We start from the raw sequence: 23032 nt of genomic DNA on the forward strand, positions 1-23032 counted from the left end.
GGCTCTCCAGTTTATTCGTATGGTTCAGTTCAGCTCAGCCTGTCAGCAACAGGCGCGGTTGGCACTTCAGGTTCAACGTGTATGGAAACCCGGGATGTGAGGTTAGCTGGCCATAAGCGCAGCGCCAGACGTGTGAAGGCTTCGTCAAGGTAAAAACCCGCATAACTCCATTGACGCAAGCGCGACAGGTGTTGCGGCTGCTTTTGCAATAACACCTGACAGAGGTACAGGGCCGCCATCCCTGCCAGCGCGATCAGACCCAGACTGTCATCCGGCATATCCTGCAGGCCAAGCGGCAGCGCATGTGCTGACAGCGCAACTGTCGTCAGACCGATCACCGTGACGCACCCGAAAAGAAGCTGCGCCGACTTTCCAGACCCGCCCTCTGAAGCCTCGGGTAACCACAGTAACGGTGCCCAGGCCATACCAAGCACCACACTCCACCACCAGGGCCAGGCGGCAAGACCTGAGAGCATCAGCACCAGAAACACGGCGGTAATTGTCAGCACGGGGGCAAAAAACACGCTAAGGGTGCTGGGCAAAGCGGCCCGGTGCAAAGCCTGCAGGCGAGTGTCCCTTACACCTTCCGAGGCCGACAGGAAAGCATGGGCTTTATAGAGTGAATGGCCAATCAGATGCAGTGCCGCCAGCGTATAAAGGCCAAGCGCGCATTCGAGCAGCATGAAGCCCATCTGCGCAACGGTCGACCAGGCCAACCGCACTTTGATACTGATGCGAGTCAACATGACAATGCCTGCCAGCACAGCGGTCGCCAGCGCGAAAATCAGCAACAGGATGCGCGCAGCGTTTGCCTGATCTAACATGGGAGCGAAGCGCATAAGCACAAAGCCACCCAGATTGACGACGCCAGCATGCAAGAGCGCCGATACCGGTGTTGGCGCCTCCATCACCTGTATCAGCCAGCCATGCACGGGTAGCAAGGCCGTACGAAAGATGACCGCCATTACGAGCAGAACGGCACTCGCCTGTAAGGACAGGGACATGCCATGCTGAGCGATATGCATCCCCAGAGCTGACAGCGAGAAACTACCTACATCCCACCAGGCGAGCGCGGCAGCGCCAAGCAACATCACGTCAGCCATGCGATCCGCAATGTGCTTTTTGTGTGCCGCAAGCCGCGCAAAAGGCCGATCGGGATAAAAGCAAAGCAAGTGCTGAAGTGCCACACCGACTGCGGCCCAGGCCGCGATGAGCAGCAGCCAGTTATCGGCGATCACGAGCAGATGCACGCTGCACAGCACAACGGCCAGTGCGCCAATATAGCCTCGCTGATTGGCTTCCCCTTCAAGGTAACGCGCAGAAAATGAAGCGATAACCTTACCCAGCACTTGTACCAGTAAAGCCAAAACCAGGCCAAAAGAGGTTGCCATTATTACGCCCGTCCATTGCGTACCACTGATGCCCGCGGCAAGACACAGTCCGGTTAAGGCAATGGTACTCAACGAAACTCCCTGTAATACACGCCAAAGCATCGGCGTGGTAATCCAACTAAACCGCGTCAGCCCCGCTAATGCGGCCATTAAAAATGCAGGCGCCAAAAAACAGACCAGATGCAGAACATCAAGGATATTCATTGTATTTCCCTCATACGCTTAATTAGCTGTATGATCATTGACCTGAACTATTCTGTAAAATATATTTATTTGCACATTTCAATATTAAAAAACGAATAATGAACCTCAACCAGTTGAATTTTCATCACCTTTATTATTTCTGGCGCGTGGCCAGGCTTGGGCATCTGACGCGGGCTGCCGAAGAGTTGGCCACCTCGCAATCGGCCGTTTCGGTGCAAATTCGGCAACTAGAGGATCGACTTGGAGAAAGTTTGTTAATCCGTAAAGGTCGCCGTCTGATGCTGACAGACACAGGTCAGTTGGTTATGGCCTATGCCGACAACATCTTTGGTCTGAGCCAGGAGATGTTGGGACGGTTAAAAGGCACGTCAGCCGGTGTTACACGGTTACGCGTGGGCAGCGTGGCAACGCTGTCGCGCAATTATCAGGAAAACTGGATTCGGCCCGCGCTTACCGACCCTGCCATAGTACTGACACTGGAGTCCGGATTACTGGAGGGCCTGCTGGTCAGGCTGACGCAGCATAAACTGGATGTGGTGCTGGCTAATGAGACGGTACCTGCCGATCCCGATCGTCCGTTGCGCTGCGTGTTCCTGGGCAGCCAGTCTATCTCCGTCGTCGGCCCCGCGAGCAAATGGGCGTCACAAAGCCTGCGCATCCCGGAAGACCTGGATGGCGTGGAGATTGCCCTGCCCGGCCCGCGCCATGCCCTGCGTGCGCAATTTGATGCTTTATGTTCTAAGGCCGGCGTGACGCCAAGACTGCGAGCCGAGGTGGACGACATGGCGATGCTGCGTCTGATCGCCCGCGACAGCGGCTGGCTCACCGTGTTGCCCGAGGTTGTGGTTCAGGATGAGCTACGCGCCGGCATTCTTGTCTCCGTGGGTCAGTCAGATGAACTGCAGGAGCGCTTCTTTGCCATCACAACACCACACCGGCATCGTATTGAAGTGCTGGAGCAACTGCTGGCAGGGGCGCAAAAATTACAGGTGCCCAACTGAGTATCACGCCGATTGCAGGTTGCCTGGCAATGTATTGAATCGTCCAATAGCTAAAATTCTGAGGTTTCACACTAAAATATAAATAGGCGTTGGTGTAAAAAATACAGAAGAACGTCGCGTAAATTTCACACATTTTCAGATGCCCATGAATTTTCATTGCAATTTCCACTGCAGGCATTACCCTGTATATAAAACGCATACATTTTATATACAGGATGAGTATGGGCATCGTAAAAATATCCGACGTGATGCATGAGAATCTTCGTATTGCCAGTCAGGCAATGAGCCGCTCGATCAACTCGCAGGCTGAGCACTGGTTAAAACTGGGCATGCTGGCCGAGCTCTATCCGCAGTTAACGCAAAATGAACTGGCGCAAACGCTCATTCGTATAGAAATGAACGGCGGTGCTGATATTCGCCAGGTGCTGCATAAGAGTGACCTGGCCCCACAGGGAGAAGTGTAATGGGAACAGTGAAAATACATTCCGCCGAAGAAATCGAAAAAGCTCGCGCGGCAGGTCATGCTGCAGCACAGGTGCTGGCCATGATCACACCGCACGTTCGTCCAGGCATTACGACGGAAGAGCTGGACGATATTTGCCACGATTTTATTGTCAATGAACTCAACGTGACGCCGGCTAATATCGGTTATCACGGTTATACGCGAACCACCTGCACCTCTGTAAACCACGTTGTCTGTCACGGCATCCCTGCGGCAAAAAAACTGAAAGACGGTGATATCGTGAATATCGATGTCGCCATTATCAAAGATGGCTGGTATGGCGACACAAGCCGCATGTATTTTGTTGGCACACCGTCCGTGCGCGCCAAACGCCTGGTCGATATCACTTATCAGTCGCTGGTTGCCGGTATAAAAACTGTCCGTCCTGGCGCGACCTTAGGCGATATAGGGGCAGCCATTCAGCGCATTGCTGAAAATGCCGGCTTTTCGGTTGTCAGAGAATATTGCGGTCATGGCGTCGGCGAGATTTATCATACCGACCCACAAATTTTGCATTACGGTACGCCCGGTGAAGGGATGCCCTTGAAAGCTGGTATGATTTTTACTATCGAGCCGATGATCAATGCCGGAAAAGCGGGCACCAGCGTGCTTTCCGATGGCTGGACGGTAGTCACGAAGGATCGATCACTCTCCGCACAGTGGGAGCATACCGTTGCCGTTACCGACACGGGTTTTGACCTGCTCACGCCCTGGCCCGAGGGAACGGGCGATTATCCCGCTATCTGAGTCAATAAAGCCGCCCTTAACAGGCGGCTTTATTTTTGCGGTATAAGATATCGCGCCCTGTGCTTAAAGACCTTGCCATAACTTTAAACCATTACGTCCTGAGCGCTTAACGTCATATAACGCTTCATCGGCACGGCGCAACCATTCGTGTATCGAACTGGCTTTTTCTGCACAGGCAATACCAATACTGACTGAACAGGTAAAATCGGGCGAAGCAGGCAACCGTAACTGCGTAATGCGCCACTGAATATGCTCAGCGAGTTTGACGATGCCAGCGTCATCAGCATCACGGACAATGACGCCCAGCTCATCGCCACCGAACCGCGCCGGTGTGTCTTTCATTCCCACACTGTCACGTAATAAACCTGAAATTTCCGCCAGAAGAAAATCCCCTGCTTCGTGACCATAGGTATCGTTAACATGTTTGAAATGGTCAACATCGATCAGAATCAGATAGGCTTTACTGTCTCCACGGCGGGTACGAAGAAATTCGCTTTCGAGTCGACGTTCAAAAAGACGTCGATTAGGAATTTGCAAACCCGGATCCATTAATGCAATGCGTTCAAGTTCGCGATTTTTTTGACGCAGCATATACGTCAGATTATGGGATACAACGCTTAACGCCAGCATATAAAAGGTCGCCAGCGGTAATGTCAGCCAGGCTGTACGGAGGCTGAACGTCATTGATACCGGCGCACCTTCAAGCGTCCAGACCAGAAGAAAGGCAAAAAGAAATGACTGAAATGCGGACGAGAGCTGTGACCAGCCGCCTGCTGCGTAACGGTCGGAAATTAATACTGCCATGATCACAAAACACGGCATGGGACTCAGCGCCAGCAACGCGACCCAGATACCGCCAAACGCCGCATCAAGTGTCAGATTTATTCTTTCCCTCGCGGTTGAATCACGCGCGGAAGCCGCAAGGCGATAGGCCAGAGACGGCCAGACGATGACATTACCGATCAGTAACGCAAAAATAGAGATGCCGTGACCCTGTTCGACTAATACAGAAGCGATTGGCATGGCACATAAAATCGTCCCTAATTGGCGCATTGCGAACATGCGACGAACAAATCGCGTCGATCGCATTTTGAGATGATTATCATCGGGTGAGTAATAGGTCATTCGAAGGCGTAATTAGCAGTCTATATAATGCAGTTTATCTACAAAAAGAGCAGGCAGCATGACTTTTTAAGATTCTTTCCGCTTTATTTATTATCTTTTCTGACGAGAAAAAATGTTAGCTGCCCGCATTTAAAAAATACGTTTAAGCCCAACGCGCAACATCACCTCATTGTCATGCATCAGGCTGTCAATTTAGCAATACATTGCCGCTATCTCCTGCGGCCCTTCGCGACCGACGCAGACCAGTTAAAATCGCTGACTTCACTGGCAGTCAGTGAGGACGGTTTCTTTTTTCGGACAGGTTTTTTGTTTTCCTTTTCTGCTTTTACTTTTTCTTTAAGCAATTTATCCGCCATCACCTGCTGACGCGCTTCAAGGTTAAGCGCTTTCTCTTTTTTGACGTCCGGTTCTTTACCCGTACGCTGGCGGTATTTTTCAATCAAATGATGAAGCACTTCATTGACGGCAAGTCGCTCTTCATCGCTGAACTGATCGATGGAAATCATTTTCTTGTCATTCATCGTCGCTTTCCTCGTCGTGGGATCATCGGCAGTGTACAACAAGCCGGATGAATAAAAGGCATTTGCTTGCCTCTTAACGCATTTTAACCGGGAACGTGAGTATCATTTCGTCTCAGGACAGCTAAAATAAGCGAAAATTAACAACGAGAATCTGGATAATGAAAATCCCCCTGCCTGACGATCATAAAGCATTTATCACCGCACTTCTGGACGAACCCGTTGACGTCATTGAGATGCACTCTCCCCACGCTGAACACATTGATCGCGCTTATACTGTCGCGCTACAGCAAAAAAATCATGAGGCTGAGGCAGACTGGAAACGGACGATCACGTTTCTGGCCCTGTTCGTTTTTCTCTATGCGGCGCTGGGTGCATCACTGACGCTGGACCTGAGTCCCGCCGGGGCGAGTCACAAAAGTATTGAATACGCGTTAGAAGCCGTGCCGGTGCTTATCGCCTTTTCCGGCTTTTTTATTTCTGTGCTTTACCTGTTTCTTGTGCGCGCGGGTTCACGTCAACGCCGTAACTGGCAACGAACACTTTTGATTCTGGAAAGGTATACCACAGGTCATGTATTTAAACTGACGCATCAGCAAGGCGCGGGTACCAGCAACTACTCGCTTTCATCCATCATGCTGGCGCTCGCGATGTTCATTTGCCTCACATGGTTAATCATCTATAACTACCTTACCTTCACCACCAGCGGTGTGTTTGGTAGCGTCATTTCACTGTTTATCAGTACGATGGTTTATGTCATTTTGGATATTCAGCTCCTGAAACCGTGGCAGTCAGAGGCTGAAAACGATCCCTCCGGTGTTGATGAAAATAAAGCCGATCGCTAACCTTCCATGGCCCGATATGCATCGGGCCAGCCTTTGCATCTGGCAGGCGAAACAGGCACATAGGTTAATGCCAGGGATAACTTAAAACGCTTAAAGTATGTTGTAACTATATTATGCCTCGTTGATGCTCAGCTTACGTTCAGGCTCGTCAGGGAGGCTGCTCACGATGAGTGAGCAGCCCCTGAAAACATCGCTACAAGTGACAACGTCACCTTTGGTTTCCGTAAGACGTGATTTGGGTTGGTTGATATCTGATTAGTGAAATCAGTCGAATGGAAATTCACGAGCCAGAACGCGGGCAATCACATTCAGCGCGCCCTCGTCCGTATTACTCTCGGTTTTAAAACGCGCGACAGCCGAGACAGCCTCACCCGCATTGGCCATTGCAAAACTAAAGCAGGCCTGACGTAACATCTCGATATCATTCGCGCTGTCGCCGACAGCCACCACTTCACAATCGCTAATGCCCCATTTTTGCTGAAGCAAAGCGATACCGTGCGCTTTATGGCAACCCGGAATAATCAGGTCAATAAAGCCATAACCGCTGGAAACGGGATGCATGATGTGATCGATTTCGCCCAATTGGGTATGCAAACGCGTCATCAGGCTTTCAATCCCTTCGTGCGCCAGATTGAGCGAGAACTTAAAGACAGTGTCATCAATATCGTAAAGGTTGTCGCGCTTCTCGAGTCGGTAATAATGATTTTTTAGCATGCCGATCACGCTATCCGGCATGGACGCGTGAACATAAGCGCTTTTGCGGCCACAAACAACGACGCTGATATCCGGTTCTCTGGCCAGAATATCGAGTACGCTGTGTACCCTTTCTTTTGCCAGCTCGCCACAAAATATCACTTCATCGCCATGCGACACCCACGCACCGTTTTCTGCCACGAAGGCAATTTCATTTTTGATGTCAGGAAAATATCGCTGTAACTGGTAATACTGATTGCCGCTGGCGACCACAAAATGAATACCTTTTTCTTTGAGCAGAGCATACTGGCGTGAAAAGCGCTGGACATTGTACTGCTTGTTTTCATCAAGAAAGGTACCGTCCATATCCACTGCAATCATCCTTACTGCCATTTTACTCCCCCTTTGCTCCCGGCCTTAACAGGCTAACTGTGTGGTTAAGCTTACTCGCTGTAAGGATTATTGAAAGTTACAAACGCTGAATTTCCGCCTGTTATGGCAAATTGTGCCGTCGCGCCCAGATTGAAAGTTAAAGCTCTGTTAATAATGACCATCACCTTCGAATGAAGGTTACATAAATTTCATTCGAAATAACATCATCTGTTAAGAGGTTAACCTATGCGCGAAGGACTTCACTACACCCCACTTCCTGAGGACATCTCTGCCTCTATCCGTAACTTTAAGCAGCGCGCACGTAAGCAGATCGGCGACGTTGAGCGCGTATTTCGGCAAGTCTGTCAGAAAACAGAAGAGGCCATTGCCGAAGCGAGGCAGGAAGAGGCTCAAACCGGGAGCGCCTGGCCCATCGTCACGGGCGAGGCGATAGCCTCAGGCACGGTTTCCCCGGAAACGCGGGCGCGTATCAAGCGGCGCGGCTGTGTCGTCGTCCGGCAGCATTTCCCCCGTGAGCAGGCACTGGCCTGGGACGCCGACATGTTGCGTTATCTGGATGAAAACCAGTTTGATGCACAGTACCGCGGGCCAGGAGACAATTTTTTCGGCAGTCTTGAGGCATCCCGTCCAGAAATTTACCCCATTTACTGGTCTCAGGCTCAAATGCAGGCCCGTCAACGCCCGGAAATGCATCAGGTACAGTCGTTTCTGAACCGGTTATGGACCTATGAATCGGAGGGGCAGCGATGGTTTGATCCTGACGTGAATATCCTCTATCCAGACCGTATTCGTCGACGGCTACCGGGCACCACGTCAAAGGGACTGGGTGCGCATACCGATTCAGGCGCGCTGGAACGGTGGCTGTTGCCTGCTTATCAACGCGTCTTTCACGCCGTTTTTAACGGGGATATTGATCGCTACGATCCCTGGAATGCCGCTCACCGCAGCGACGTCGATGAATACGATGTACCGGACACCACAAAATGTTCTGTCTTTCGCACTTTCCAGGGCTGGACCGCGCTGTCCGATATGATCCCGGGTCAGGGTTTACTTCACGTTGTGCCCGTCCCCATGGCAATGGCCTATCTTCTGTTACGTCCACTGCTCTCCGATGTGCCGGAAGATGAACTGTGCGGTGTCGCACCCGGCCGCGTCCTGCCTGTTAATGAAAAATGGCATCCCCATTTGATGAAGGGCTTATGCCCGGTACCGGCTATTACCGCCGGCGATTCCGTTTGGTGGCATTGTGACCTTATTCACGCGGTCGCGCCGGTCGAAAACCAACAAGGCTGGGGAAATGTGATGTATATTCCTGCTGCGCCGATGTGCGATAAAAACCGTGCGTATGCGCATCATGTGGCGCATGCGCTGAAGCAAGGTCATTCCCCTGCGGATTTCCCACCGGAGCATTACGAAGCTGACTGGAAGAATCGCTTTACCTTGGCCGATCTTAACTCACTCGGGAAACGCAGCCTGTGCCAGTCCTGATAAAGAAGAGTAAGCGGGTTAATGCCCGCTTTGGTTCAGTAGGATAAAGGGAGCCGGTATGAATACGCGCCAGGAAAAAATTATCGAACTGGTCAATGCGCGTGGCAGCATCACCGTCAGTGAACTGGCTCGCGTTGTCAGTGTGTCTGAGGTGACGATACGGCAGGATTTAACACAACTTGAACAGCAGCGCGTGTTACGTCGCGTTCACGGTGCAGCCATCGCCCTGGACAGTGATAATGTGAGCACACGGATGAACACACGTTTCAGCATCAAACAGGCTCTGGCCCGTTATGCCGCCGGACGCGTCAATGAGGGCGAATCAGTTTTTATCGAGGGCGGCAGTACGAATGCCTTACTGGCACTTGCGCTTGCCGGTCGAAAAAATCTGACGCTTATCACCGTCAGTCACTATATCGCTCATCTGCTGAAAGAAGCCGATTGTGAGGTCATTGTGCTGGGAGGCCGGTTACAAAAGAGCAGTGAATCGATGACCGGGCCACTGACGCGTTACTGCATTCAGCAGACCCACTTTCATAAAGCGTTTATTGGTGCTGATGGCTGGCACCCGGAAACCGGTTTTACCGGTCGCGACATGCTACGGTGTGACGTGGTGGACGCTGTACTGGCAAAAAACGCTGAGAGCTATGTCCTGACAGACAGCAGTAAATTCGGACAGCTTTATCCCTATCCTTTATCGCCCGGTTATGCGCCGCGTCATGTCATCACGGAACACGGGTTGCCCGCGGATACCGTGAACCGGCTTACAGAGCAAGGCACCGAGGTGATACCGGTGACGATCGCTTAAAGGTGGCTATCGGTTTCAGGGTGCGACGCTGACAGAATCGCGCGACACCAGACTGGCGATAAAAGGCTTACGCTGCATTAACTCGCCGCCATCGAGCATGGCGACCAGCCGGTTGATAGTTTCATTGATCATGTCGGTAACCGGAAACTTCATGCTGGAGAGCGAGGGAATCACATACGGAGCCAGCGGGATGTCATCAAAACCTATCACCGAAACTCTGGCCGGTACGGCAATGTTGTTTTCCGTGAGTTGTTTAATGGCACCAATTGCCATTTCATCGTTGCTGGCTACGATAGCGCTGAAAGACTCGCCGCTGGCGAGCAGGGATTTGACCGCCAGCATGCCGCTTTGTGCGGTCCACTTACCCTGCACAATCAACTGGGGATTAGGCGCAATGCCCGCCGCGCTTAATGCAGCCTGATAACCGGAAAGTCGTTCCTGACTGGTAGGAGAATCCAGCGAGCCGGTGATAAACGCGATATCACGATGCCCCTGTTCAAGCAGATGATTGACAGCCAGCCGCCCTGCTGCCTGCTGGTCGCTGAATACACAAAAACTTTCATGAATGCGCAGGCGGCGATTGATTACCAGAATGGGTTGTTTGTGGTCGGAAATAATAGCATCCAGTTCATCAATACTCAGAAAGCGCGGATAGATGATGATGCCATCGCAGCGTAGATCGAGCAAAAACTGAATCGCCGCGCGCTCCTCAGCGGCAGTGTGCTTCCCGTCAGCCAGAATTAACTGACGATTCTGCTGCTCCATAATCCTGGCGGAATGCGACATTAACTCGCTGAAAATATTGCCGCTGTACAGTGTGTTAGTCACCACCAGCCCTATGGTTTGTGTACTTTTATTTGCCAGATTACGGGCCAGTAAATTGGGCCGATAGCCTGTTTCAGCGATAGCCTGCAAAACGTGTTCACGTTTCTCTTTGCCGACGTAACCGTTGCCCGACAACACCCGGGAAACCGTTGCTTTTGAGACACCGGCGCGTTTTGCCACTTCTGAAATCGTTGTCATATGAGGATCGCCAGAATTCTCAGCCTGAAAGCAGTCTACCTAAGTCTTTCATTATTTGAAATATTTACACGCCAGCCCACAGGGCGCGCCAGATCATTGACAGTGACCTTAATCACAGAAATAACACAGGGTGATTATTGGCGCTTGTGTCAGCCCCAAAACAGCTTCATGATTTTGTGAAACCGGTTTCCTATTTTGCCGTGCCGATCGTCAGTGGTCACGCAACGTTCCCCTGGCGAAAGACGTAAAACAATAAGGCAGCCGTCATGAGCGGAAACCAGAACGCACTTCCCTCTACCCTACGAGAGAAACATCATGTCAGGAAATTATGCCGGGATTTCACAGGCCATCGTTACCGCCTTAGGTGGCCTGAACAACATTAGCGCCATTACGCATTGTATGACGCGCCTGCGTTTTGTCGTGAAAGACGACGACAGTGTCGATCTGGCGGCCCTGAAGGCCGTCAACGGCATCATGGGCGTCGTGCATACCGATACACAATATCAGGTGATCATCGGGAATAATGTTGCCAAAGCCTATCAGGCCGTTCTGGCCCTCGGTCAACCGCAGGCTGAAAGCGCTTCGCCAGTTAAACGTCGTATCACGCTGAAAAGCATTGGTGCCGGTATTCTCGATGCGCTTGTCGGTACCATGTCACCACTGATTCCGGCGATCATTGGCGGATCGATGGTCAAACTGCTGGCCATGATTCTGGATATGGCGGGCGTTTTTGACAAAGGCTCGTCCACGCTGACCATCCTGAACGTTATCGGGGATGGGGCATTCTTCTTTTTACCGGTCATGGTAGCGGCTTCTGCCGCACTGAAATTTAAAACCAATATGTCACTGGCGATTGCTATTGCCGGCGTCCTGGTGCACCCCACTTTCATCGATTTAATGGCCAAAGCAGCTCAAGGCCAGCATGTCGAGTTTGCTTCTGTTCCGGTGACGGCGGTGAAATATACCTATACAGTGATCCCCGCCCTCGTGATGACGTGGATTCTGTCCCATATCGAACGTGGCGTGGATCGAATTACGCCTGCCGTCACCAAAAACTTCCTCAAGCCCATGCTGATTGTGCTGATTGCGGCACCGATTGCGATTGTATTAATAGGTCCCATTGGCATCTGGATCGGCAGCGGTATCTCTGCGCTGGTCTACACCATTCACGGCTATCTGGGCTGGCTTTCCGTGGCCATCATGGGCGGGCTGTGGCCGCTACTGGTAATGACCGGCATGCACCGGGTTTTTACCCCTACCATCATCCAGACGATTGCAGAAACAGGTAAAGAAGGCATGGTGATGCCTTCAGAAATTGGGGCCAACTTATCACTTGGCGGTTCGTCGCTGGCCGTCGCCTTCAAAACGAAAAACCGCGAATTACGCCAAACGGCGCTTGCAGCCGCGGCCTCCGCTATTGTGGCCGGTATTTCTGAGCCTGCTCTTTACGGTGTCGCCGTGCGCCTGAAACGCCCATTAATCGCCAGCCTGATGAGTGGCTTTATCTGCGGTGCCGTTGCCGGAATCGGCGGGCTTGCCAGCCATTCAATGGCTTCGCCAGGATTATTTACCAGCGTGCAGTTTTTTGATCCGTCCAACCCCTTGTCGATTGTCTGGGTCGTGGCGGTAATGGTGCTTTCTGTCGTGCTGTCGTTCATTCTTACTCTCATTCTGGGGTTTGAAGATATCCCTGAAACGACCCAGCCGTCTGCGCCCTCGTCCGTCGTCACCGCAGAAAAAGCGAACGCGGTTAACGCCAGTTAATTAATGATTACAGTATCAAAGAGGATGTCATGTCTGAGTCAGTATTCCCGGAAGGATTTTTATGGGGCGGTGCCCTGTCCGCAAACCAGTCAGAGGGCGCCTTTCTTGAAGGCGGGAAAGGATTAACGACCGTTGACATGTTACCGCTTGGCCCGGCACGCATGCCGGTGAAACTGGGGCAGGAAAAACGCGTCACACTGCGCGATGATGAATTTTATCCCAGCCATACCGCTATCGACTTTTATCATCGCTATCGCGAAGATATTGCGCTGATGGCAGAAATGGGATTCACCGTCTTTCGCACCTCTATCGCCTGGAGCCGACTTTTCCCTCGAGGGGATGAATTAACGCCCAACGAGCAGGGGCTGGCGTTTTACCGTGATCTGTTTACCGAATGTCGTCGCTATGGCATTGAGCCACTGGTGACGCTGTGCCATTTTGACGTGCCGATGCATCTGGTAACGGAATATGGATCGTGGCGTCATCGTAAAATGATCGCGTTTTTCGCACGCTATGCACGAAGCTGTTTTGAGGCATTCGACGGCCTTGTGAAATACTGGCTTACCTTCAATGAAATTAACATCATGCTGCATAGTCCGTTTTCAGGCGCTGGACTGGTGTTTGAACCGGGTGAAAATACCGAGCAGGTTAAATATCAGGCCGCCCATCATGAACTGGTTGCCAGTGCGCTGGTAACGAAAATTGCTCATGAGGTCAACCCGGCCAACCAGGTAGGCTGCATGCTGGCCGGCGGCAATTTTTATCCCTGGTCAAGTAAACCCGACGATGTCTGGGCGGCACTGCAAAAGGATCGTGAAAATCTGTTTTTTATCGATGTGCAGGCACGGGGCGCCTACCCCGCGTATTCCGCGCGTCTGTTTCGAGAGAAAGGCATTGAGATCGTTATGGCGGAAGACGATGCGGAGATCCTTAAAAACACTGTCGATTTTGTTTCATTCAGTTATTACGCCTCTCGCTGCGCATCTGCTGATATGCATGACCAGAACAGCAGCGCAGCCAATGTCGTCAAATCGCTGACTAATCCGCACATCGCACGCAGTGAATGGGGTTGGGGCATTGATCCGCTTGGACTTCGCATCACCATGAATATGATGTACGACCGCTATCAGAAACCGCTGTTTTTAGTCGAGAACGGTCTGGGTGCACGTGACGAGTTAACACCAGAAGGCGAAATCATAGACGATTATCGTATCAGCTACCTGCGTGAGCATATTCGCGCCATGGCTGACGCGATTGGCGACGGTATTCCCGTACTGGGTTATACCACATGGGGCTGCATTGATTTGGTGGCGGCTTCAACCGGTGAAATGAGCAAGCGCTATGGTTTTGTCTATGTTGATCGGGACGACCACGGTAACGGGACGCTGGAAAGACGCCGGAAAAAATCGTTCTGGTGGTACAAGAAAGTCATCGCCAGCAATGGCCGCGATCTGGATTGAGTCGGTGTGCAGCCACGAGACGTGACCAGCCGCGACGGCGGTGAAGCATTTAAGAGGATAAGGCGACAGATAATACTGTCGCCTTCTGGTCCGGTTATTTTTGCAGCAGCCAGTGTTCAATCTCGCTGGCTGGCAGCGGTTTAGAAAAAAAGTAGCCCTGAATCTGGTCGCAACCATATTGCTTCAGCAGACTCAGCGTCGCTTCGGTTTCGACCCCTTCCGCCAGAACCGTATAATTCAGCTCCTTCAACATCTGAATAATGCTTCTGACAATCACTCTGGACGCCTGATCGTTGTCCATGCGGTTAATCAGAGACATATCAACTTTGATAACGTCTAAGGGAATTTCCTGTAAATAGCTGATGTTGCTGTAGCCTGTGCCAAAATCATCCAGAGAGATAACAAACCCCTCGGTTCTCAGCGCTTCCAGGCCGTTTATAGCAACATGGCTTTCTGTAATGAGTTCATTTTCAAGGCACTCCACGCCCATAAAGGACGTAGGCAAATCAGCAGCCTGCATTTTACTGGCCAAATCTGCCGCAAAGCCGGGGCGTGAAAAGTCACGTTCACTGACGTTAACTGAGACAGGAATTAACTGATATTCCTGTTTCCACGTTTTGAGTTGAACGATGACACGATCGATGACCCAGTCCGTCAGCACCGAGATCAGGTTTGTTTTTACAGCCAGGGGAACGAAATCGGCAGGGAACAGCTCGCCTCGTTCCGGGTGATGCCACCGGATCAACGCTTCCAGCCCCACGGTTTTGCCGGTTTTTAAACACACTTTGGGCTGATAAGCCAGATAAAGACCTTCGTCTTTTTTCAGCGCCTGTGCCAAATCATTCATGATGAGAAAATCATCCGTGCGGCGCGAATCATAAGCATGATCGAAGGTCATGGCACCGCAATTCTGATAAATGCATTCATGCAGTGCGCTTACCGCCTGACGAACGATTTCATTGGCATCTATCTCTCGGGAGACAAATTCTGTTTCACCTACATAAACGTCGATATCGATCGTGATATTGTCCGCTAAATCCGCCTTCAAATTCTTGAGAACATCAATCGTGCTTTGTGCCGTGTACCCTTCAAGATAGGGCTGGATGAGGGCAAACCGACCCGGTGCGAATGAATAAAGCATATCATCGGACTCAAGTTCGAGGCGCGCACTGACCAGGCCGGCGATTTGCCGGAGCAGGTTTTCTACCGGCGCGATACCAAAGGTGCGCGAGAGTTCATAAGCATGCGGAATATCAATGCAGTCGATAAGAATAAGGCGGAAGCGTCGATCAGGATTGCTCACGGCCAGCTGCTGCATATCACGCAACAACCGCGGGCGATTAGGAAGATGCGTAATCAGGTCAGTAAAACTGGCCAGATTCCAGGCATCCAGAAATGAGGTGACCAGCCTCGCTAACGACTTTAAGGTTTCGAGTTGCGCATCGTTAAAGGTATGGGGTTGCGTATCTGTGACGCATAACGTGCCCAGAACCAACCCTTCAACATTACATAATGACACGCCCGCATAGAAGCGGATATGCGGCTCGCCTTCCACTAACGGATGGAAAGAGAACCGATTGTCTTGCAGTGTATCCTGAATGACCAGTTGGCCGTCGCCATCAATAACATGTCGACATAAGGAAACATCACGTGACGACGCCTTAAGATTAAAGTTGCGGGAAACTTTAATGTATTGATTTTTGTCGTCAATAATTGAGATAAAACTGCCCGAAATGCCGAGTGCCTGCGCGGCAAGCTGTACAAATTTTTCCAGCACCTCATCCCTGGTTACATCAGGTGACAAAAGTGCTTTAACCGCTTTAAGACGATTTTCTTCATTGCCACTTTGATTATCGTGCACAACAGCCTCCCCATGTGCGGGTGCAAAACGCAGAAAACAATTTAGCCTAATTTTAAATATTTAGCGCCACATTGACCGACAATTTATAGCAAACAAGAGGCCATGCGAGACTGTATAACATGCAAGAAAAGGTTTTAAGTCATTTTTAACCGTAAATGTCACAACGTTCTGCATTATGCCCGACACACAGGCGGCACTTTTGGTGAGGAGACGACATCGCTGTCAATGTTCAGGCACAATAATCGATCCGCTTACCCCATTAAGGGTATTGGTCCACGTTAGGCGGTTTTTTCTCCCGACGCTTTATCTTGCCACAGGCTGCCTCTCTCAGTAATGAATGCGCATTCAGTTATGTTATTACCTGTTGCGAGCCTGTAAGACTGCCGTTATGAAATATTACTTAAGCTTTTCTGTCAGAGATAAGAACTTAATAATGGCAAAACATCCTGACGGCACAGGCGTTAATTAAATGCAAAATGTAAAGTTATGGAAGCAAAGATTAACAAACACGGTCGGGGCTTCGTGATGGCGCGAGGAATACAGAACAGTTCAGGCATCTTAGTGTCTGCAGACACGATAAATGTCAGCAGACTTCTGGCTGAAAGCGTAAGGAAATGGACGTTAGCCCGCTATCGCCGGCTACAGTATGCTGAACAGCTTTTCTTTTCGCTTATTAAACGACGCCCTGACGGTAATGATGGGCTGACACGCTGATAATTGGTACACTTATTGCCTTGGCGGAACAATGCCAATGCTGAACTCGATTAACAGGTTAAACAACCCTGCCAGTTGGCGCCAGCAGGTCTGGGTTGCTCAGGAAATGAAGTATGCTGACTGACGATCAACTGAATTACATTCTCAGCCACCCCGACGAATTTTCAGATCAGGTTGTGGCAATGGCGAAAGAGATACGGGTTTACCGTGCTGCGTTCGCACAGCCCTATGCGATCATTGAACCATTAGGTATGACGTTTATTGGCGATGAAAATGGCGCGATGGTGTGGCATCCGAAACACTACGAAGAAGGCGATACGCCGCTCTACCTCAGACCATCAATGGAAGAATAACCGTTGTGACATATTCATACTTACACATCTGTAAATCCCCGTCCTGGCACGCCCCCGTTCACCTTCATTCATGTCAACGCTTCGAGACTCATGTTACACACTGATACTCCCTTAGTCAGCCCTGCTCTTCACCCCGTAGCATCAACACTTCATCTATCCATGTTTAGTTTGATTTGAGACACTGCCTGGCGCTGCCATGATGCGTGTGGCGTGACCACCCGCTCTGCAGAAAGATAAGCGATTCGGTCACTTTTCATCGTCAACGCATACCGATGCCGTCCATTGTGGTTGTTGGCATCTGTCCCGGCTCTGCACTTACTGAATCACTGATGTGATGCGACAAGCGCGTGATTTAAGCGAGACCCCATATCATCACAACACGCGATCACCGTTCTCAGCCGCCACCGGGCGAGTCAGAAAACGCGGGTTGACCGCATTTCTTTGGGCCCCATCGTTGCGGCTTCTGCGCCCATCAGTTTTTGTAAGTTGTTACTGGCAAAATAATGCAGGCAACTCAGGCAGGATGAGCGATAGTCAACGCAGGCTTGCTGCTGGACAGGAGCGCTTTCCTGACATCTGCGTCCAGATTAGCGTCAGTGACAATATCCGTCAGCGCATCCAGATGAACCACATTGAAAAGAGACCAGGCACCGTATTTTGAACTGTCTGCCAGCAAAACACGTCGCCTCGCATTGATGATCAAATCGTGTTTCAGAGCCGCTTTTTCTTCCGTGGGCGATGTCACGCCTTTCGTCATATCCCATCCATTACCACTCAGGAAAGCAATGTCAGGATTGATATTGTTCAGCATCTTCCGACCGTGATCGCCAATGCAGGACTGGCTGCTTTCATCGATTCGCCCACCAATGATGGTTACTTCAATCTGCTTAAACTCGGAGAGGAACAGTGCAATATGTAAGTCATTGGTGATCACACGTAGCGGCATATGGGTAATTTGCCGGGCCAGCTCAAACATCGTCGTCCCTGCATCAAGGATTACTGCATCGCCTGCTTTGATGAAGGTGGCTGCAACGCGCGCAATAGCATGTTTTTCAGGCTGATTCCGTGACGATTTTTCCAGCGTGGTGGGCTGCGATGGAATAAAGCGGTTAAGCGTTACGCCCCCGTGCGTGCGGCTGACCACTCCTTCCTGATCGAGTTTAATCAGATCACGCCTGATAGTGGCAGGAGAAGCGCCTGTGACCGAAACAAGCTGTTCAACCGTTACCAGATTATTTCCTTTCAGGTAATTCATTATCGATTCTAAGCGACTGTTTTCTTTCATCTTCACATTGACCAGGGCGTTTTCTTTTTTTGGATCATGCAGATATGATCGCAAAGTGCGATTTTTCTGTCCAGGTAATACTGAGAAGGTGATTAACTCAGCTCACGGGTGAGTAAATACCTTTGGATTCCTCACTGCACGACTGAAATGATGGTGATCCGCTTTCCTGCGCCATGCATACTCTCATCGCGAAAGCATTCTGTTCAGCATGACTTCTCAGCGAGCGACGGCGTATTAATGCTCTTAGATGAATATAAGGTTTCGTCCCACTTCGTCTGAAACGAGGACGGTAAAAATTTGATGTGAAAGGCGAGATGACTGATTCAGGCGTGAAGTCGGGACAGGTTGAATGCGGTATCTGGAGCACTGCTGACGCAATCAAAACGGCAGCGGTCCCTGCTGCGAGTGATACGATGTCTTTATCGTGACATATAATATTAACCGGACCTTACATCGCGCTTCGATATTCCGGCCAGGCCACCGCGTCTGAATGAAGCGCACCTGAAGGAGCAAATAAACTGCCCTGGAAATTAATCACGCCCGCTGCTTCCAGCCACATCCACTCCTCCGCTTTCACGATGCCGGCAGCAATGACCGTAATCTCTAAGGCAGAGCAACATTTTATAATGGCCTGAACCACGGCTTGTTTCGGACCACTGCGGTGAACATCGGAAGTGATACTTGAGTCAATGCGAATCCGGTCGGGCTGAATATGTGTCAATAACGAGAGCCCGGCGGAACCGGCACCAAAATTATCGACGGACAGACTGATGCCCGCAGCCTTAAGCTCCCTGACGGCAACCGAAAAAGCTTCCACGCGTGAAATAACTTCCGTTTCGCTGACACCAATGACCACCTGCTCAGGGACCAGTCCTGCAGCATTTATGGCCGCAACAATGGTCTGAACCGCATCAGGTACGACAACCAGCGTCATAGGCAGCAGACTGACATACAGCGTCATCTCGTCCGGGCAGGCCCGCCCGGCCATCCTGAACGCTGTAATCACCGCGTCAAGATCGGCATCATGTAACTGCTTTGACGAATCGCGCTGTTCAGTACGACGAAGCCGTGCGTCCGCTATCGCCTCAATCGCCGTCACTTGACGGGCAAGCGGATCGACGACGGGACGGAAAGTAATACCCGATACCGAAGGCGTCACCTTGCTGGCAGTGGTGCTTTCCGGAATGAATTCCCAGTATTCGGAGGGCAATACCTCGAAGTAATTCTCTTTCTCACGCGCCTCTACAAAGGTACGCAGGAACTGCAACGCGCGGTCAGCATAAGTTAACTGGTACTTCGACGTGCCTTTATCCAGCACCGCCTGAAGCACAGTGGAACGATCATGCTCACGTAAATCAAACAATTCCATGCCGGCATTACCGAACCGACGCGAGGGCGCATAATCACGCATCAACTCGACCAGGTTATGGTGACGTCGATCAGCACAAATGCGCTGATAAATGGCAAGCACGCCCTCTTCCGGGCCTTCCAGTAACTGGAAAAAGTGCGTGCCATTGAACAACAGAATACCGGTCACATCATGAGACGCATTCAGTATGCTGGCATCATCCACCATTCCGGGTAGCGTCTTAACAGGAACGTCATCCGAGATATGGCTGCGATAAATTATTGTGGTCAGCAAAGGGCATCTCCAACATCAACGTGATTGTAGTCGTCAGCTTATCAGTTATTCCTTTAACATGCAGGTCTCGGTGGCGGACTGACGCAATAATTTACATTAAATTGCATCAGGGATGAACGGTGATGGCGCGCGAGACAAAATAACACAAGGTAAACCCGGAACAACTTCTCATTAATTATCGTTACTTTTTCAGCGGGGAACGATTGCTGCCCTGACCTCTTTTAAAAGAGATATTTTCTTAACTGCGAATGAGTGCGCTTTTATTTATTTTTAACTCTATGTTTTAAAAGGTTTTAACCCACCTGCCGATGACTCGCGCTTCTGGGTTTGCAGATTTATCCACCTGAAGCCGGCCCGACATGCCGCACGGAGCACGTCGGGAAATGTATCGCAGCCAGAAATTTGCCTTATAAAAAAGCGTAAGCGAAAATAAAATCTTCGTCCGAGGCTCCAGGGTTTCTGTTCTTTCCTCACCTGCCGTATTAATCAATACGCATTAACTCAAAAAATAAACGGCCTTCATCCGGGACGTAAACGGTTATTCCATGACGGTTTAATATCGCAACGCATTAATTGCTTTCGCCTTTTATAGTGATTGGCTTTTATTTTTTAAAATCAACGTACAATTATTTTTTGCAATATCATTCAGCATATGGGCAGGAGCGGCAATGGCTCAGGAACCTGGCGACAAGGAATATCACCGCACCAGAACAACACAGTCACTGCGCTTCTCAGACAGAGGCCGGGATGAGGTGCTGAAAAAGTTTTTACGTCTGGCCTGTCAGTTAGTTGGTATTAATGGAAGTTATATCGCTGTCTTAAATGACGATAAGCATAGTGTGCGTGCCAATTACAATATTGAGCTGAGTGACACGACGCGCGAACAGGCCTTATGCCGGCATGTTGTCGAAAGTGATGCGACGGTCATTGCACCTGATACCCGACTTGATCCGCGTTATGCCCATCACCCTTTGATTGTCCATGCCCCTTATATTCGCTTTTATGTCGGTACGCCGCTGAAAAACGCTCATGGACAGATACTGGGAACGCTATGCCTGACGGATACGGTGCCACGGACTTTTAGCCACCAGCAGAAACAGATCATAGAGTCACTGGCTGGATTGGTTGTTGCCTTTCTTGAAGCCTGGCATTCGGCGGCCTTTATCGAACCTGTTACCGGCATGGCCAATCGGGAACGTCTCTTTCGCGACATTCTGCATCTTGCCACGCTGAATGACACGGCACTGCGCCGTCTGGTGCTTATCGACTGTATTGATATGTCACGCGCCTACGACCTGTCCCGGTCACTGGGCATGGCGTCGCTGGAGTCCTTGCTTAAGGATGTCGCCACCCTGTTAAGGTTACGTCTTCGGCCTGCCAGTGGTGAGTCGATTTACACGATCGCGACTGGCCGCTTTGCGATTTTGACCCGTGCAGAAAGCCACGTTAGCGCAAAATGGGTTGAGGAACGGTTAAACGGAATTCATGCCGATATGGGCGACGGCCTCACTATGGCGTTGGCGACCTGTACCGCGCAGATCGACTTTATCGCCGGCCAGACCTTCCCCCAGGACGTTCTCAGACGGGCAGTCAATGCGCTGGAACGCGTGAGCGGTCCGTCCGTTCGTCTGTGTGATGCTGTTGGTGATGGAATTAAAGACGCGAGTTCCCCCGCTGATTTCACCTTAATGCGTGATCTTGCAGACGCGCTGCGGCGCAACCAGGGACTGTATCTGGTTTTCCAGCCCAACGTTTGCTTGCTCAGTGGTAAACCGGTTGGCCTCGAAGCGCAGATCCGTTGGCATCATCCCCAACGTGGAGAGCTGGCAGCCGATAACTTTACTTCACTGGCCGTTGGGACTGAGCTGGGCACAACACTCACGACCTGGCTGATTGACAGCACCATTGCCCGGCTTAAACGTCTACGTAATCATCCTATTCAGTTACCTGTCACGATCAGTATTCATGAACGGGATGTGACAGATCGGGCGTTTGCAGAAAAGCTGGCGGAAAAAATGCTTAAGGCAACCTTACCTGTGTCAATGCTGGTCATCAAAATCGTTCAAAAAGAGCATATCATTGACAGCCCCTCAGCCATGCTGGGCCTGGAAATGCTAAGACGTATGGGATTCACAATGACATGGGAATATATCGCGAAAGGCTATCGCAAAATACGCTATCTGCGCGGGACGCCGCCTGATGTTATAAAACTGGATAAAACACTGGCCAATGAAATCCATGCAAATATTACTTCCCGACTTATCGCACACAGTATTTTTACGACGCTTAAAGAGCTCAATCTCCTTGTTTTAGCCTACAGCGATCGTCCCGCCTCTGTGGTCACCTCAGATAACAGTGAGGCTACCTATGAATATTTCAACATTAAACCCATGACAGAAACGGAACTCGATCCCTGGCTGAAATGGAAGTTACCGGGGTAAGCGTTTTCTCCCCGTTCTGTACTCGTGGACCATCCTGCTGGTATTTATTTTCTGGCCAGATGGCGTTTCGTATCACGGGCCTGGATACGCGCTTCTGTGGGTGAGGGAAACAGATAATGGTACAGATCGCGATACAGGCTCAGATGTTTCACCACGCCCTCATGAATGGTCTTGGTAATATCGTTGATTAAAAAATCGCAGGTGGTGTTGAAGTTTCCCATTTTAAAAAAGGCTTTATCAAAAACCGTAATAATGCCTTCCCATTTCATCTGATATTCATCCCTGATCGGATCATGAGTTGCAATAAACAGGCCTTTGTGGGACTTCACACCATGTTTGCCCACATAGGTGGTTTGCGAATCGTAGCCACGTTTACTCCGCCAACGGCAAAATTCATAAGGCACATCATAATGGGGCAAAATAAAGTCGGGACAGCGGAAATTCTCGTCGCTTAACAGACCATCCAGCGTCACCGTGAAATGCAAAAAATCCTGCATAAAATCGAACTGACGCGTCTTGGTTAAGGTGACATTGATGGTGAAATTGCCTGAATGCACATACCAGTAGTTAGTAAAACCGTTGACCAGAATACAAAATACCTGCCAGTCGCTAAGCCGCCGGTCACCGGCTAATCCTCTGAAACGACTTATCATTAGCCTTGCTTTGGGATGCTGATACGCTTTGAACAACGGATCATTCATACCTTTCAGTAACATCAGGCCCACTCCTTTGTAATTTAGCGTATCCTGCCATGCCATTTTACTACTGAAAAGG

19 protein-coding genes are annotated in these 23032 nt (G+C 50.6%); 10 read left to right on the forward strand and 9 right to left on the reverse strand.

Translation table 11 applies throughout. The features are described 5' to 3' along the window. Positions 1-29 precede the first annotated feature (29 nt). Complete coding sequence (locus C7433_RS15525; protein ID WP_110268499.1) at positions 30-1595, reverse strand: NADH-quinone oxidoreductase subunit L; 1566 nt, start codon at positions 1593-1595, stop codon at positions 30-32. A gap of 98 nt (positions 1596-1693) precedes the next feature. On the opposite strand from C7433_RS15525, the gene C7433_RS15530 reads away from it, so the two are divergent. The 3 genes from C7433_RS15530 (at position 1694) to map (ending at position 3845) form a co-directional block, all read left to right on the forward strand. Further along, positions 1694-2596 carry a LysR family transcriptional regulator gene (locus C7433_RS15530; RefSeq protein ID WP_110268500.1) on the forward strand — a complete coding sequence of 301 codons (903 nt, stop codon included), beginning with the start codon at positions 1694-1696 and terminating at the stop codon, positions 2594-2596. A gap of 221 nt (positions 2597-2817) precedes the next feature. Beyond that, positions 2818-3060, forward strand: a complete 243-nt coding sequence (locus C7433_RS15535; protein ID WP_039339494.1) for a ParD-like family protein — start codon at positions 2818-2820, stop codon at positions 3058-3060. Further along, positions 3060-3845 carry a type I methionyl aminopeptidase gene (gene map / locus C7433_RS15540; protein WP_006121994.1) on the forward strand — a complete coding sequence of 262 codons (786 nt, stop codon included), beginning with the start codon at positions 3060-3062 and terminating at the stop codon, positions 3843-3845. Before C7433_RS15535 ends, map begins: the two co-directional genes overlap by 1 nt. 63 nt (positions 3846-3908) lie before the next feature. Here map and C7433_RS15545 read toward each other — a convergent pair whose 3' ends face one another. After that, on the reverse strand, positions 3909-4970 hold the full coding sequence (locus C7433_RS15545; RefSeq protein ID WP_110268501.1) for a diguanylate cyclase: 1062 nt from the start codon (positions 4968-4970) through the stop codon (positions 3909-3911). Between the two features lie 209 nt (positions 4971-5179). Then, positions 5180-5491 (reverse strand): hypothetical protein, encoded by a 312-nt coding sequence (locus C7433_RS15550; RefSeq protein WP_039339500.1) that lies wholly within the window; start codon positions 5489-5491, stop codon positions 5180-5182. A 158-nt stretch (positions 5492-5649) separates the two neighbouring features. On the opposite strand from C7433_RS15550, the gene C7433_RS15555 reads away from it, so the two are divergent. Further along, the gene (locus C7433_RS15555; RefSeq protein ID WP_006121996.1) at positions 5650-6333 is read left to right on the forward strand and encodes a hypothetical protein; all 684 of its coding nucleotides are present in this window, start codon (positions 5650-5652) and stop codon (positions 6331-6333) included. A 264-nt stretch (positions 6334-6597) separates the two neighbouring features. Here the strand turns inward: C7433_RS15555 and C7433_RS15560 are convergent, their stop codons facing one another. Further along, positions 6598-7419, reverse strand: coding sequence for a Cof-type HAD-IIB family hydrolase (locus tag C7433_RS15560; RefSeq protein ID WP_033742381.1), 822 nt, complete (start codon positions 7417-7419; stop codon positions 6598-6600). Between the two features lie 225 nt (positions 7420-7644). On the opposite strand from C7433_RS15560, the gene C7433_RS15565 reads away from it, so the two are divergent. Next, the gene (locus tag C7433_RS15565; RefSeq protein ID WP_110268502.1) at positions 7645-8907 is read left to right on the forward strand and encodes a DUF1479 domain-containing protein; all 1263 of its coding nucleotides are present in this window, start codon (positions 7645-7647) and stop codon (positions 8905-8907) included. 58 nt (positions 8908-8965) lie between these two features. Next, complete coding sequence (locus C7433_RS15570) at positions 8966-9715, forward strand: DNA-binding transcriptional regulator YciT (protein WP_033742378.1); 750 nt, start codon at positions 8966-8968, stop codon at positions 9713-9715. A 15-nt stretch (positions 9716-9730) separates the two neighbouring features. Here the strand turns inward: C7433_RS15570 and C7433_RS15575 are convergent, their stop codons facing one another. Further along, positions 9731-10738: a LacI family DNA-binding transcriptional regulator gene (locus C7433_RS15575; protein ID WP_110268503.1), complete on the reverse strand. Its 1008-nt coding sequence runs from the start codon at positions 10736-10738 to the stop codon at positions 9731-9733. 315 nt (positions 10739-11053) lie between these two features. Here C7433_RS15575 and ascF point away from each other — a divergent pair, with 315 nt between their 5' ends. Continuing rightward, the gene (gene ascF, locus C7433_RS15580) at positions 11054-12502 is read left to right on the forward strand and encodes a PTS cellobiose/arbutin/salicin transporter subunit IIBC (protein WP_110268504.1); all 1449 of its coding nucleotides are present in this window, start codon (positions 11054-11056) and stop codon (positions 12500-12502) included. A 29-nt stretch (positions 12503-12531) separates the two neighbouring features. Then, entirely contained in the window at positions 12532-13962 is a 1431-nt protein-coding gene (locus tag C7433_RS15585; protein WP_033742371.1) for a 6-phospho-beta-glucosidase, read from the forward strand. Positions 13963-14056: 94 nt separating this feature from the next. Here the strand turns inward: C7433_RS15585 and C7433_RS15590 are convergent, their stop codons facing one another. Then, positions 14057-15823: a GGDEF and EAL domain-containing protein gene (locus C7433_RS15590; RefSeq protein ID WP_110268505.1), complete on the reverse strand. Its 1767-nt coding sequence runs from the start codon at positions 15821-15823 to the stop codon at positions 14057-14059. Positions 15824-16650: 827 nt separating this feature from the next. On the opposite strand from C7433_RS15590, the gene C7433_RS15595 reads away from it, so the two are divergent. Next, entirely contained in the window at positions 16651-16890 is a 240-nt protein-coding gene (locus C7433_RS15595; protein ID WP_006122003.1) for a hypothetical protein, read from the forward strand. 514 nt (positions 16891-17404) lie between these two features. On the opposite strand, the gene C7433_RS15600 is transcribed toward C7433_RS15595, so the two are convergent. Both C7433_RS15600 and C7433_RS15605 read right to left on the reverse strand, forming a co-directional pair. Continuing rightward, complete coding sequence (locus C7433_RS15600) at positions 17405-18175, reverse strand: DeoR/GlpR family DNA-binding transcription regulator (protein ID WP_110268554.1); 771 nt, start codon at positions 18173-18175, stop codon at positions 17405-17407. A gap of 448 nt (positions 18176-18623) precedes the next feature. Next, entirely contained in the window at positions 18624-19817 is a 1194-nt protein-coding gene (locus C7433_RS15605; protein WP_054634040.1) for a diguanylate phosphodiesterase, read from the reverse strand. A 668-nt stretch (positions 19818-20485) separates the two neighbouring features. Between C7433_RS15605 and C7433_RS15610 the strand changes: the two genes are divergently transcribed. After that, positions 20486-22258: an EAL domain-containing protein gene (locus tag C7433_RS15610; RefSeq protein WP_110268506.1), complete on the forward strand. Its 1773-nt coding sequence runs from the start codon at positions 20486-20488 to the stop codon at positions 22256-22258. A gap of 44 nt (positions 22259-22302) precedes the next feature. On the opposite strand, the gene C7433_RS15615 is transcribed toward C7433_RS15610, so the two are convergent. Then, a complete protein-coding gene (locus tag C7433_RS15615; protein WP_033742365.1) occupies positions 22303-22974 on the reverse strand; it encodes a hypothetical protein in 672 nt (223 codons plus the stop codon). Positions 22975-23032: the final 58 nt, after the last annotated feature.

Origin of the sequence: Pantoea sp. PNA 03-3, from assembly GCF_003201175.1 — a bacterium.
Taxonomy (GTDB): Bacteria; Pseudomonadota; Gammaproteobacteria; order Enterobacterales; family Enterobacteriaceae; genus Pantoea; species Pantoea stewartii.